Annotated in this window: 8 protein-coding genes; 7 read left to right on the top strand and 1 reads right to left on the bottom strand. The window is 56.9% G+C overall.

Annotated features, from left to right (window positions below):
* The first annotated feature begins 52 nt into the window (after positions 1 to 52).
* From Poly21_RS17260 to Poly21_RS17235, 6 genes are all read left to right on the top strand, one after another.
* Positions 53 to 1,180, top strand: coding sequence for a D-2-hydroxyacid dehydrogenase (locus tag Poly21_RS17260; protein WP_146408134.1), 1,128 nt, complete (start codon positions 53 to 55; stop codon positions 1,178 to 1,180).
* Entirely contained in the window at positions 1,177 to 1,416 is a 240-nt protein-coding gene (locus tag Poly21_RS17255; protein WP_146408133.1) for a hypothetical protein, read from the top strand. Before Poly21_RS17260 ends, Poly21_RS17255 begins: the two co-directional genes overlap by 4 nt.
* A 29-nt stretch (positions 1,417 to 1,445) precedes the next feature.
* Positions 1,446 to 1,814: a DUF3127 domain-containing protein gene (locus Poly21_RS17250; RefSeq protein WP_146408132.1), complete on the top strand. Its 369-nt coding sequence runs from the start codon at positions 1,446 to 1,448 to the stop codon at positions 1,812 to 1,814.
* Positions 1,815 to 2,075: 261 nt separating this feature from the next.
* Positions 2,076 to 4,931: a beta strand repeat-containing protein gene (locus Poly21_RS17245; RefSeq protein WP_146408131.1), complete on the top strand. Its 2,856-nt coding sequence runs from the start codon at positions 2,076 to 2,078 to the stop codon at positions 4,929 to 4,931.
* Positions 4,906 to 10,614, top strand: coding sequence for a protein kinase domain-containing protein (locus Poly21_RS17240; protein ID WP_146408130.1), 5,709 nt, complete (start codon positions 4,906 to 4,908; stop codon positions 10,612 to 10,614). Before Poly21_RS17245 ends, Poly21_RS17240 begins: the two co-directional genes overlap by 26 nt.
* A gap of 12 nt (positions 10,615 to 10,626) precedes the next feature.
* Positions 10,627 to 11,760, top strand: coding sequence for a hypothetical protein (locus Poly21_RS17235; protein ID WP_146408129.1), 1,134 nt, complete (start codon positions 10,627 to 10,629; stop codon positions 11,758 to 11,760).
* On the opposite strand, the gene Poly21_RS17230 is transcribed toward Poly21_RS17235, so the two are convergent.
* Positions 11,705 to 12,493, bottom strand: coding sequence for an SGNH/GDSL hydrolase family protein (locus Poly21_RS17230; protein WP_146408128.1), 789 nt, complete (start codon positions 12,491 to 12,493; stop codon positions 11,705 to 11,707). The genes Poly21_RS17235 and Poly21_RS17230 overlap by 56 nt on opposite strands.
* A gap of 237 nt (positions 12,494 to 12,730) precedes the next feature.
* On the opposite strand from Poly21_RS17230, the gene Poly21_RS17225 reads away from it, so the two are divergent.
* Positions 12,731 to 14,011, top strand: coding sequence for a S49 family peptidase (locus Poly21_RS17225; protein ID WP_302119350.1), 1,281 nt, complete (start codon positions 12,731 to 12,733; stop codon positions 14,009 to 14,011).
* The last annotated feature ends 25 nt before the right edge of the window (positions 14,012 to 14,036 follow it).

Genomic DNA, 14,036 nt, shown 5'->3' with positions numbered 1-14,036 from the left:
CAAGAGATGTCTGCCGCGGCCCCAACCCCTTCTAGTAAAACTCTTCATTGGCATGATCAAGCCGCAGCCCTTTGAATCGATTCGCCGCATCGTGTTGTGTTATCCGGTAGAGGCACACCATCGACACCAGATCGAGCGAACGCTCGCAGAATTGACGGACGATGCTTCGATTCCCCTGCACCACAGCATCGAAGTTGTTGATGCGGGGCAGGAGCGCATCGATGAACTGTTGCCGACGGCGGATATTTTCATCGGCCATGCGAAGGTTCCAGTGGATTGGGACCGAGCCCTCGCCGCCAATCGGCTGCGTTGGATTCAGTCGTCTGCCGCTGGGCTGGACCATTGCCTCGTGCCCGGCGTCATTGCCCACCCGCAGATCGTCGTCAGCAGCGCGTCGGGGTTGTTTGCTCCCCAGGTCGCCGAGCAAACCTTCGCACTGATGATGGGATTATTACGGCGGATCGGGTTATTCGAACGGGCGCGCCAGATCCCAGAATTCATACGGCGTCCGACCGACGATTTGAGGGGCAAGACGGTGGGCATCGTCGGCCTGGGGGGAAATGGCCGCGAGATCGCTAAAATGCTGCGGCCTTGGGAAGTGCGTGTCCTGGCGACAGATTTCTATCCCGAGAGTCAACCGCCAGAAGTCGCTGAGCTGTGGCCAGCGGCGCGGGTCAACGATCTGTTTGCCGCGGCCGATATCGTAATCTTGACGCTGCCGCTGAACGCACTGACACACCACTGTATCGGCGCCGAACAATTCGCTGCGATGAAGCCCGGGGGATATTTTATCAATGTCGCACGCGGACCGGTGGTGGACGAAGCGGCGCTCGTTGCGGCACTCGCGTCGGGACATTTGGCGGGTGCGGGAGTCGACGTGACTGAAACCGAACCGTTACCGCCGACCAGCCCGCTGTGGACGGACCCTCATGTCCTCATCACGCCGCACGTTGGTGCCCAATCCATCCGGCGTGTGGACGACACGACGGACCTCGTCTGTATCAATCTGCGGCGTTATTTTGCTGGCGATCCCCTGTTTAATCGCGTTGACAAAAATCTCGGTTTCCCGCACCCCAGTGTCTCGTACCGGGTGGCGGGAGCTGCCGCTCAGGTCTCGCCAAATTCAGCTGCCACCGTTAGCAACCCCAGCCTGCAAAACGATACGCGAGATCAATCGTGAGCAGCCACCGACCGCCCATTGCCTCGCCCGCGGTTGTTCGTCACGGGCAGCGTCCCGTCGGACCGCTCGTCATGCCCATGACCGAGACCGAATCGTTTGTCGAGGAATTCAATCGAATCTATCAATCGATCGGACTGACTGTGACGATCAGTGATCAGGGACGCCCTTTAGTCTCGCAGCCGAAAGGCTTACACTCTGGAGGTGCAAACGGCGGCGGCGAGCCGAGCGTGAAATAATCCTGACTGACGAACTGATCGAGTAAACAATGAGTGACGCAAAAGTACGTGGCGTGGTCCATATGATTGAAGAGACCAAGACCTATGGTCAGAAAGGGTTTCGTAAACGCATGGTCGTGCTAGAGCAGGATAAAGGCAGCTTCACGAATTACGTTCCCGTCGAGTTCACTCGTGACGCGTGCGATACTGTTGATGGATTGAAAAAAGGTGATGAAGTCGAGATTACCTATCGTCTGAATGGCCGTCGCTGGCAGAAGGATGCCGACAGCGAAGTGAAATTCTTCGTCAATCTCGAGGCGTTGACCTACCAGGTCGTCGGTGATGGCCCCACATCAAGCGGTTCAGCAAACGACGCCTTCGCCGAAGCGGGTGGGGAAGATGACGACGCGCCGTTCTAAATAATGATGAACAAGAGCGGTCGCAATCGCTTACTTGGCGCGATTTGAGTAGAATTGCAGGGCAGATGCACTCTCCGTTCGCACTGATGCTGTATGAAATTCCGCTCGCCATACCGATTCCGCTCGATTTTTGATGCCGTGCGCGGTCACTGGCGTCGGGGTTTGCTCGAATCCCCTCAGCAGCATGATCACCACCGCCAGTCGCATTCGACTCTCCACGAGCCATGGATCCCACGCGTGAGGGTGCTCGAACCTCGGATCGTGCTCAACGCAACGGCGGAATTGATGGGCACAGGTGACTTGCTCATCTCGGGCGATGCGACTGACGATGTCGTGGACGTGACGCTCAACACAGCCGGGGAAATTGAGATTTTTGATGCCAACGGCCTCGTGCCGATCCGCATCGGCACGGACGGAGCGGGCAATCCGATTACGACCAACTCGCTCGACCCCAGCAAAATCACTTCCAACCGGCTGACGGCAAACCTGGGTGCCGGCAACGACTCGCTGCGGATCGATGTTCCCGTCGGTCTGAATGTCAGTGCCGATGGCGGAATTGGCAGCGACTCGCTCGACATCTCGCTCAACGCGGACGCATCCAACCTATCCAGCAATACCCTGATCCTCACCGCAGAAGACATTCGTGTCGACGGCGGTGGTGATGACATTGATTTCGCCACCAGTACGCTCCTCTCCGATGGCGCCGGTGGACTGATCACGATCGACAACGCCAATCAGATCCGGCTCGGTGAGATCGATGTCGTTGATGGTTCACTCCAGATCGGAGACGTCGGCGCACCCGTGACTGACGCCATTAGCCAGGCGGCAGGCACCGGCATCTCAGCGGATCTCGTGTCAATCTACGCCGCCGGCGACGTGGATCTGTCCAGCACTGCCAATTCAGTCGACACCATTGACCTCTTTCTCGATGCCGGTGTCTCAGGTGTAGCAGACGGCAACATCCATCTGGTCGCGAACACCATTCATGTCGACGGCGGTGGTGATGACATTGATTTCGCCACCAGTACGCTCCTCTCCGATGGCGCCGGTGGACTGATCACGATCGACAACGCCAATCAGATCCGGCTCGGTGAGATCGATGTCGTTGATGGTTCACTCCAGATCGGAGACGTCGGCGCACCCGTGAGTGACGCCATTAGCCAGGCGGCAGGCACCGGCATCTCAGCGGATCTCGTGTCAATCTACGCCGCCGGCGACGTGGATCTGTCCAGCACCGCCAATTCAATCGACACCATTGACCTCTTTCTCGATGCCGGTGTCTCAGGTGTAGCAGACGGCAACATCCATCTGGTCGCGAACACCATTCATGTCGACGGCGGTGGTGATGACATTGATTTCGCCACCAGTACGCTCCTCTCCGATGGCGCCGGTGGACTGATCACGATCGACAACGCCAATCAGATCCGGCTCGGTGAGATCGATGTCGTTGATGGTTCACTCCAGATCGGAGACGTCGGCGCACCCGTGAGTGACGCCATTAGCCAGGCGGCAGGCACCGGCATCTCAGCGGATCTCGTGTCAATCTACGCCGCCGGCGACGTGGATCTGTCCAGCACCGGCAATTCGATCGGAACTGTCGACCGAATCGTCAGTGGGGGAACTGTCGATGTGCATAGTAACGTCAACGGACTGCCAGGGGCGACACTGACAGTCCACCAGATTGAAACCGCCAGCGGTGGTGCGCGGGGCGACATCAATATTAGCGTCACCGGTTCTTTAGATCTGGTCTCAACGACCATCGGTAATGACAACGTCCTGAATACAGAAAACGGAGAAATCAATATTGTCGCCAGCGGCGACATTCGCATCCTGGACCAAGGCGTCGTCAATGATGGCAGTGGAGGAGATCGCGAAATCATTGCAGGTGGTGACAACGGGCGATTGATGATGTCGGCGGGCAATGCATGGATCGCCGGTGATTCAATTCAAATCTACGCGAGCCAAGTCAGCGACGCAGCGGTGCGCATCAATGCTCCGAGCGTGGTGATCGGCAACGATTTTGAGATCAATACCGGCAATGGGGTCGGTATCGCACACCGGTTTGCGCCGCGGCCTGAACTCACTGTCGTCGCTCCCGGCCAGATCCAACCTGTTTATCCAGGAGTGATCACGGACCCCACCAATCCGAACTACGTCAAAATTGAAACCGCATTTTATGATGTGGAATCGATCGAGACGGATATTTTAACTCAGGCGAATGAGAACGATGCATCGGGGGTGCTTTCGATTGACATTGGCGCCGCCGGCGAAAATGGTCTCTCGCTCTTTATTGATTGGGGCGGGATTTCCAACCGCTTTGAGCAACTCGACAACTTGCCGGGCGACCATACCCGAGTCGACGTATCCCACGTCTATCTCGAGTCCGATATTTTGAACTCGACACTCAACGGTCGCGGCAGTGCAACCGATCCGTTAGCCGTCCGTTTTGCCGTCTCGCATCATGCGTCCATCGTGGTCACCGGCGACTCGGTTGAGCAGACCGTGCCGGCCAACCAGATTGCGACCGCAGGCGGACCGACATTACAGAATTCGGTTCCCGGACGCTTAATATCGTCGACCGATAATCCTCTGACGGCCCCACTTGAGAGCGGTCGAGCTTTCTTCGTGATCCCCCGTGTGAATGTGCCCATGGCATTTTTTCCCGTCCGCGATGTGCTGCCAGAACCTATCGAGCCGACGCCGCCGGTGATTTTGACTTCCTCTGTTCAGCTCAGCAGCGTCGTAGTCGATACGGTCGAATCATCCGCATCGCCACCGTCAATCCGCGACGAGTATTTTCAACTGCGCACCCTGTCGCCGGATCCAAACGGCGAAGATTTAATCGAGCCGATACGACTGCCCGACAGTATCCTCGCGGAAGATCGCTTGGATGAGCTATTCGCGGAACTACCTGATGGCGCCTACGAAATCGATTATGTGATTGGCAATAGCGAGGAGCGACTGATCCTACGGGTCGACCTCCGCGGCGGCAAAGCCATCATCGTCGAGAACGAGATTGAGGGTGCCCCACTCGAACTTGAAGTGCTCGATCTCCCGGGCCAGATCGAAATGTTAGATACGGTGCCTGCCAATGAGTTGGATGATGGATCGCGATAAAAAAGTGCCCGATCAAGACCCGGATGCCACCATTAACGAGATTACTGGTTTTGATGCGGACGCCACGATCTCGGATGCCAATGCGTTCGATCCGAATGCAACTATCGAGCAAACAGCAAACATCGACCCCAATGCAACCGTGCAGGATGCCGCCGAGTTAGATCCAGGGGCGACCATCGAGAAGACGGCCCACTTCGACGCCGATGCGACCATCGAGAAAACAGTCGAATTTGATCCAAATGCGACCATCGAGGAGGCCGATGAATTCGACCCCGATGCCACCCTGGAGGTGGATGATCACTTTGACGCTAACGCTACGATCGAGCACTCCGGTACTTTTGATGCGAATGCCACGATAGAGGCCACCGGCAATTTCTCAATCGATCTGGGTGCAGCTCCTGGTACAGGCGAAGAGGGTAGCGGCTCTGTTTTAAATGATTCTAATCTCAACCAGACCATCAATCCTCGGGCCCTCTCCTCCGCCGAGGCAAAGTACTGGGCCGAAATGTCGGCTGAGTTCACCTCGCCGAACGATCCCACCATTCAGCCCAGCGTGGTCGACCGGACGATTGTTGAAACGAAGCTACAACTTCGCAGTCAAACGGTCGCCACGCAAATCCATAGCGATGGCGAGGCTGCTGACTACCGGCTCGTGCGATTGCTCGGGCGCGGCGGGATGGGTAACGTTTTCGTCGCCCGTCAAGGATCACTGGATCGACTGATCGCGGTTAAGGTGATCCGGCCGCTGGACGAGTCCAAACGCAAACAGCTCGCCGAGAACGGCCAACTTGAGAGCGTCGAACAGGGACGACGTCAACAATTCTTGACGGAAGCGGTCGTCACGGGAGATCTTGACCACCCCAATATCGTGCCCATTCACGACGTGGCGTTAACGGGTGACAGCACGCTGTTCTATTCCATGAAACGCGTGATCGGCACGCCATGGTCGGACGTCATTGGAGAGAAAACACAGGAAGAGAACCTGGAGATTCTCATCAAGGTTGCCGACGCGATTGGTTTCGCCCATACGCGAGGTGTCGTCCACCGCGACATCAAACCTGAGAACGTGATGCTGGGCGACTTCGGCGTCGTGATGGTGATGGACTGGGGCATCGCCCTTGCCAAGCCAAACTTTGAGAAGCTTGATTCGATCACGCCCGCGACAGGTCTCGGTGGCACGCCCTCCATGATGGCGCCCGAAATGGCCACGGGGCCGCTCGAAAAGGTAGGACCTGCTGCCGACATTTATTTGCTCGGGGCGACGCTGTTCATGATCGTCACAGGCAAACCGCCTCATCATGCACCCAATGTGAGTCAGTGCTTGCGGGCCGTTGCCAACAACGACATCTGTGAGTTCGATCCAAAACATCAGGGCGAATTGATGAACATCGCACTCAAAGCGATGTCCCTCGATCCTGCCGACCGATACGCTGAGACCACGGAATTTCAAAACGCGATTCGGAAGTACCGCTCTCATGCCGAGAGCATCGCGTTGGTCAAACGAGCGGAGGACGACCTGCGCATCGCCTGCAAGGAACGGTCCTATACAAGTTATACCCGCGCTCAATTCGGATTTGAGGAGGCTCTCGCGTTGTGGCCTGGTAACGAGGCCGCCCAAAGTGGCCTTGAACAAGCCAAATTTTCGCATGCCGAAGCGGCTCATCAAAACGAAGACTATGACTTGGGCCTAAAACTGCTCGACGAGCAGAATCCACAACACACCGAATTGGTTGAAAGCCTCAAGTTATCACTGCAGCAACGACGGCAGCGAGAAACACGATTTGCGGTGCTCAAAAAAGTTGCCGCCGCGTTGCTGGCGTTCATCTTGATCGGTGGATCGGTCGCGATCGTGGTGATCAATCAAGCCCGGACGGCGGCGATGGATCAGAAACAGCGTGCCGACGAAAACGCTCGCATCGCGATGAGCAATGCTCGCACTGCGGACGAGAACGCTGATATCGCCGAGGATAATGCCCGCATTGCGGAGTCCAACGCAGTTACCGCACAACAAAATGCCGAGCGGGCAAAGTTGGCTCAGGCGAAAGCCGAATACGAAGCGTATGTTTCCGGGGTCGGCCTTGCCAAGGCCCGCATTGATCGCAATGAGTTTACCGAAGCGCGGCGACTGATCCAGGAACTGATCGCCCAGCAGGGAGACGGCAAGGTCCCGTGGGAGTTGCGGTATCTCTCATCGCTCGCCAATCAGTCGACTGGATCCCTGAGCACAACGACGGGAGTGGGCGGACTGGCCGTTGCCGGCAACCCCGGTCGACCTGTCTCCGGCATTCCCGCAATCATTCGCCTGGAGGATGGAACTCTGACAGCGATTACTGTCGTGGCAAACGCTGACCAGCCCATCGTTGTGGACACGCCGCGTCCGGTTCGTTTGCCCGACGGCGAGCACGCTTCCTGCATCGCCATCAACGACGATGAAACTCTCGCGGCAGCGGGCACGGAGAAGGGCGACATTTTGCTGTTCGATCCCCGCGCACTCGGTGAGGCTACCCTGTCCGCCGATTTGCAATTCCGTCGATTCCAAGGGCATCGCGGACGCGTGACCACCATCGAAATGATTGGCAAGGATTACCTCGTGTCAGCATCGGATGACCGCACCGTTCGTATCTGGAACCTCAATCAACCTACCGATCGTGAAATCCTATGGCACATCGCATCTGTCGTCGATATTGCCTGCAGTAACATCCCCGATGGTTTCCGCATCGTTGCCGGTGTGGCAGACAAAGCTCTCGGCCGAGTAGTGGTTTGGGATATCCAGACAGGAGAGAAACTGCAGTCCGAGCGGCGTGGCGTCTTCACCGAACACCCCCAGTCCGTGACCAGTGTCGCAGTTTCTCCCGACGGCCAGATCGCCGCTTCTGGAGACGTCGACGGTCGTGTGATGTTGTGGCCGGTATCACAACTTCAACAGCGAGATGTCGAGCGTCTCGTCAAACAGGCGGTTGACGCGGTGAGCGAGGCCGTTGCTAACGGCCCGCTGGAAACGACTCGTCCTACTGCTAGCGATTCGGAGTCGATGACGTTTACCCAACTCAACAATCCGGAGACCGAAACGCCGGAGTCCGAGGAAACGTCACCGCCTGCACCAGCGCACCGTTCGAGTGTACGTCATATTGAGTTTTCTGCCGATGGAAAATCGCTACTCACCTGCGGTGATGATTACTTGATTCAGCTATGGCGCATGGAACCGATTGAACTTCCGACAACGCCTCCCGCTGCTCGCCTCCAACGGACCCTACGCGGACACGGCGGTGTGGTGACAGATGCCAGATTCCTGACTCCCAATGGCGATCAGCTGCTCTCGGTTGGCAAGGACGATTCGATTCGCCTCTGGCGCTCCGGCGTCGATTCGGCACCGAGCAGTGCCAGCGTTCTAGTTGGCCAACAGGCCGCCGGACACGCTCCGCCGGGGATCACAGCAAGTGATGCACTGAGTGACCTCTGTGCGACACTCATCGTGCACGACCCCATTCTCTCCCACGTCCATGACGATTCGATTTCCTCTGCTATCCTCTCGGCGAATGGACAGCAAGTCGTCACGGCGAGTCGTGATCGCACCGCACGAGTGCTCACGATTGATCCGTCTACACTGCAGCTGAGAACTGCGGTCGAGATTGAGACCGCTGACGCTCCGACTCGCGCCAGCACGTCATCGAACGCTCCCGAGTCGCCGATCATTTCACTGGACGAAGGCACTGATTTCCGAGCGATGTCGATGAATATCAATCGTTCAGCGAACAAACTTTTCATTGGCGGGGCGGATGCGGTCGTCCGCATTTGGGATCTGGGACGCGGAACTGAATCGGGTACGATTTCGGGCACAGGATTGAACCAGGTCCTAGCAGTCTCGGACGACAGCCGTGTGATCTTGACGGGATCGAGCGATCCAGAAACGCGGGTGATCCTGTGGCGTTTTGATCCGCAAACGTCCATTGCCGTCGCCCAACATCGTCTCGCTGGACATCAGGAGGCCGTCACCGCAGCTGCTGTTGACGCAGGCGGACGGCGAGCGTTGACCGCGGACCGCGCCGGGCGGATCATCTTATGGGATGTTCAAACGGGTACGCCGATTGGAAAGCCCATCGACCTGCTGCTAGGGACGCGGATCAACGACATTGCGGTGGCGCCAGACGGAGACACTGTATGGGTCGCGGCGGACGACGAGCGGCTCTCCCAACTGGACCTGAATTCTCGTGAATTGATTGATCGATTGGATCACGATGGGATCGTCACGAGTGTGAAACTCTCCGGCGATGGCCGCCGTGCGGTCACCTCTTCCAAACTGCAAAAAGTTGACTCCACCATCCATCATGCGGTGCTGTGGCAACTGCCACTGGAAACAAAACCCGCGGCGTTCCAGACGATTTTTACACAACACGTTAAAACGGATGACCGAACTCGGTCCGGAGGGAGTCCTGGCATCGCGTCGGTCGCCATCGATGAATCAGGTGAGCACGCATACATCGCGGTCAACCCACCCGGAGATGCCCCTGCACGTGTCGAGCGTTGGCGAGCCGCTGATGACATTCGTCAGTCCACCAAAGAAATTGCCATGGGTTTGCCCAAGCGTCTCGGCGATGTCTCAGCCGCCGCCCCTGCCGGAAGCGACCAATTAGTCACGCTGCATGGGCACTCGGCTTATCGTTGGAACACGGCCACGCGTGGTCTGGAGGTAAGTTACCGCATTCATGGAGCGATCAGCGTCGCGGCAATTTCGCCTGACGGAGAAATCGTGCTGACCGGAAGCCAAAGCTTGAAGGCCTGGGATGCGCATACCGGTCTTGCCCTCGGTAAACTGGAGTCGCCGCATGGCAAAGCAGTACGGTGCATCGAGTTTGTCGGCGATACAGCCCCGCATGATTTCTTTACGGGCGGCGCCGACGGTTCGATCCGGCGATGGGCTTTCCAACGCGACACGCCCAGCTTCACTGAACTCGGCAAACTCTCCTCGGTTGAGTCAGTAGGCGTGGGAGAAATGGGAATTCCGCTGTCACTATCGATCTCGCCTGATGGCCGCCAGCTGCTCTCGACAACGGATCGTGGTCACGTGATCTTGCATAATCTGACCGAACAAACCCAACAGGTGTTGTTCGCGGATCCCGACGTTGGCAGTATTTTTGCAGGATGCTTTTCACCCGACGGACGGTTCGTGGCCGCTGGAGGCGACGACCAACTGGCGAGAATGTGGGATCTTTCGAAACAACACGTTCCTGCTGATCCACCGGATACCATTTTTCAGGGACATGCCGAGGCCATTCATGGTGTGGCACTCATCGGTGCCGCTCCGGTCGCTGGCCCGCAGCTCGACGAATTGGAACCGAGTGCGAATCGGTCCAACCCAGACGGCCCCAATGGTTTCGCCAGAGTTTCGAACGACAGCTCCACCCGTGGTGAACACGACGAAACTCTTGCGGCCTCGAGTCCATCGACGCTACGCTTATTCACCGCCTCTCACGACCGCAGCATTCGAGTATGGGATCCACGATTTGGCGTCGCGTCCTCGGGCACCGACGACACTTATCCGATGGGCCCGACTGGACGAGAGTTGCTCGATTTAGTGAGGCACCGCGACGGCGTGAATTCCATTGAGTTCAATTCAGACGGATCACTCATGATGACGGCGGGTAGGGATGGAAATGTGGTACTCTGGCCCGCCTGTGATCCCTAACGATCAGCATCCATGTCATTTTCTGACAGCCTTCCGCGATCCGCCAATCCACCACGAGCTCGCGTTCGATTCCCGACTCTGTTTTCGCCGACAGTCGACCTACTGACTTTCGGCGGCAGTGCGGTGCTTGCCTTGATGATGCTGCCCATCGGCGCTGCACTGGGGATACTTCATGACGAGACCTCCGGCTGGACCTGGGTTGCCGCCATCTTGCTAATCGACGTGGCACACGTCTATGCGACCGGCTTTCGTGTCTACTTTGACCCTGTGGAGCTGCGTCGCCGACCTTGGCTGTACGCGCTCACACCTCTACTGGCATTTGCCGTCGGTGTCGCCGTCTACAGTGAAAGCGTGCCTCTGTTTTGGAGCTTGTTAGCCTATTTGGCGGTTTTCCATTTCGTTCGCCAACAGTACGGATGGGTCGCTCTCTACCGATCTCGCGAGAATGACCATGAACGGTGGGGATGGTGGGTCGATACGGTGACGATCTACCTTGCTACGATCTATCCACTCGTATACTGGCACGCTCACCTGCCGCGTAATTTCAGTTGGTTTACCGCAGGGGACTTCGTCACGTTACCACCGATCACAGCGGTCATCCTGCAGCCTATTTATTGGTCGGCGTTATTGGTCTATGCGACCCGGTCAGCATATCGCGGCCTCAAACAAGGCAATTGGAATCCGGGCAAAGACATCGTCGTGATCAGCACAGTACTGTGTTGGTATGTCGGCATCATCACGCTCAATTCCGACTATGCCTTCACCGTCACCAATGTGATCATTCATGGGGTACCCTACATGGTATTGATCTATTGGTACCGTTGGCGTCGAGGTGAGGACACGCCCCCCTCGCGCTGGCAAACCTCATTGGGTCGCCTGTCGCTATTCCTGGGCGTGATCTGGATACTTGCTTATGCCGAAGAATTGATTTGGGATTGCGGCCTATCACATCAACATCCTTGGCTGTTCGGTTGGGCGGATATCCAAGGCTCACCAGACGCGCACTCTGCTAGCGGGCCACTCGCCAGCGCAAACTGGTTGGCCCCCTTGCTCGCGGTTCCTCAAATCACGCACTACGTGCTCGACGGATTCATTTGGAAGCGTTCGGCGCGGCGGGCTCACGACTTTCCAGACCCCTCGCAATGACCCTCGCCACCCGCTTCGCTTGGACCGCCTTGCCCTTTGCGTTGAAGTGCACGTTCTTGTTCAGCTGAAGCTCGTCGAGTCGATCCTGGCACAGTGCGTAGAGATCATTGATCTCGATTTCATTGGCGTTCATGATTTCGATGGCGATCTCGTTGTACACCTTTGCGTCGGCAGGCAGGCGAGCTGGACTAACCCCGGCGGGGTAACCGGTTGTTGTGGCGTAGATTAACTTTGCGTCTGTGGCTTTGAGTTTTTCAACAATCTCAGTCAGATTCTTCCGATACGTTTCAGGCTCCGCTTGGCGTGGGTCGTCCATGGAGTTCGAAGCCTGAGATGCATCGGCCTCACGCACATGTTTAAGATCATGCAAGCCGAAGTTGAAATGAATCACATCCCATTGAGGCCCTTTCAGCCACCGACCGATGTCGGCAACCCCCTTGGTCGTGCCCGAGCAATTCTCAGGTCGACGTCCATCGGGTGAATGCGGACGATAGACGTTCGCTTTGCCTGTGAGAGCGTCTCGGACCTGCAGCGTGTATCCAATCGAGATCGAATCGCCCAAAATTAATACGTTGGGCAAGTCGGGGTCAGGCGTGGTCGCCCATTCGCCCGTTTTCGTTTCAGCCTGGGCACCCGCGTTGGATTGTGCGGCCGAGCCTTGGTCCGCTCGGAGCAGTGGACTGATGGCAAATGCGAGACTAAACGTCAGCGTCATTGTGAGTGTGTGAACCATGGTGCAGTCTTTGAGTTGGCGGAAAAACCTGCGGTTGGGAAAAAATGCTGAAATCTGAGTATAGCCACTTGCAGTGGATTGGATCGCTAGTGGCATCGCCCCGCCTGAGAACTGTCGAAGGTGTGTCGGATAGGCGTAATTTGCCAGCAAATCAGGTTAATAGGGATGCAGCGGTCGGAATTGAACTGACAGTTCAGCTTCGGATGGTTGTCCCAGGAGGCCGATGTTTAACCACGTATGGGCAAGGAACTCGACGTTGACCTCGATAAGCCCCTCTCCGCTTACGAATGGACTCGGATGTTTTCGCTGATCACCGATTGTTACCAAGCTCGCCGACACGCCTGTTCCCGCAGACTTGCATCACCGCTCTTCGCCTTCATCGCACTCACAGTCGTGGTTGCCGGATGCCAGTCGCCAATCCGAGCGCTGGTGGGCGGCAATATGGGCCTCACCGGCAAGATGGGCATCGATGGCGATGTCAGAATGAGCGGTGAAATGGTGACTATCAGCCGTAGCGACAACACTGCCTCCCACATTCAGAGCGTCGTGATCGACGGTCGAGCTGAAAATGCTGGAGGCCGCATTGCGATCGTCGATGTAGATGGTTTGATCCTCAACCGCAATTTCAGCGGTTTAAACTCGATGGGTGAAAACCCCGTTGCACTGTTCCGGGAGAAGATGCGACGCATCGAATGCGACGGTTCAATCTCTGCAGTGGTACTGCGAATCAATACACCCGGAGGCGGTGTGACGGCCACGGACATTCTCGCCCATGATGTGACTCGACTGAAACAGTGCCGAGACATTCCAGTCGTCGCTTGTTTAATGACTACTGGTTGCGGGGGTGGTTATTACCTCGCCACTCATGCCGATCAAATCGTAGCCCACCCGACTTCAGTCGTTGGCGGCATTGGCGTGATCCTGAATAGCTACAACATGGAAGACACGCTGGGCCAATACAACATCATCCCAGTACCGGTGAAATCCGGCGACAAAATCGACCTGGGGTCACCTCAGCGGACGATGAAGATTTCGGAGCGAGAAATCCTGCAAGCGATGGCGGACCAATTTCATGAACGTTTCATTGCTCAAGTCCAACGTTCGCGAGGTGCCAAACTTCGACAGACCCTACCACCATTAGCACTCGGCCTGAGCGATCAGAAGCGGGATAACGAAGCAGTCGACCACGAACCCCTTTCAGCCAGCGACACCAATCAAATTTTCGACGGTCGTGTGTGGACTGGATTGCAAGCGGTGGAACAGGGTTTGGTTGATAGCACGGGGTATCTCGACGACGCGATTGATCTTGCCGGTCGCATGGCCGGTTTACCAGTAAATGCACCTGTGGTGCTGCTGCGGCGCGACAACGATCGCGCATTGAGTGAGTTTGATGTCACTCCCAACTCGCCAATGAGTTCGCTGTTACCAATCAGTATCCCAGGACTTGATCGTGCGAAGATGCCAACATTTCTATACCTCTGGCAACCCGAACCCAGCTTCGTCACCACTGCTGGTTGATCAACGCGGATGCGTTTGGAAGCAG

This window comes from Allorhodopirellula heiligendammensis (assembly GCF_007860105.1).
Classification (GTDB): Bacteria; Planctomycetota; Planctomycetia; order Pirellulales; family Pirellulaceae; genus Rhodopirellula; species Rhodopirellula heiligendammensis.
Note: the sequence above shows the minus strand (reverse complement) of the source record. Positions and strands in the feature narration are given on the sequence as shown.